We start from the raw sequence: 590 nt of genomic DNA, 5'->3' as shown, positions 1-590 counted from the left end.
CCAGCATCTCGTATTCGACCCCGGCATAGGAGAGGGACCGCGCGAGATAGAGCCCAAGCGCCTTCAGGTCGCGCGAGATCATCTCCATGGCCGCAATGCCCCCGGCCTCCATCGCGGCGACGAACTCGGCCCGCGTCACGAAGGGGAAATCGCCGGTGCCCCAGAGACCGAGGCGCGAAGCATAGGCAAGATTGCCGACGACTGTGGCACCGGTCGCCGAGACATAGAGAACCCGTGCATCGGGCGCGGCGTTCTGCAGCGCGAGGCCAGCGAGGCCCTGCTGGGACGCCTTCTTGTCGCCGCGGTCGGACTTTTCTCCGGCAGCATTCGCCATGGCATGGCTTTCATCAAAAGCAATGACCCCGTCGAACCCATCGCTGAGCCAGGACGTGACCTGATCGAGGCGGGAGGCTTTGCCCTCACGTTCAGCCGAGCGCAGCGTGGCGTAGGTGACGAAGAGGATGCCCTCGGGCAGGCGGATGTCGCTGCCCTGGCGGAACTTCGAGAGCGGCACGATATCGCTTTCGCGTCCCCCGAGCGCTATCCAGTCGCGACGCGCATCTTCGATGAGCTTGTCGCTCTTCGAGACC

At 64.9% G+C, this 590-nt stretch carries 1 protein-coding gene; it reads right to left on the bottom strand.

The genetic code is table 11. The features are described from left to right. Nucleotides 1–590, bottom strand: a 590-nt coding sequence (locus AC6RA4_RS25360; RefSeq protein ID WP_500165077.1) for a strawberry notch family protein, incomplete at both ends; no start/stop codon positions are given.

The sequence above is a fragment of the Salipiger sp. genome (genome assembly GCF_059781815.1).
Note: the sequence above shows the minus strand (reverse complement) of the source record. Positions and strands in the feature narration are given on the sequence as shown.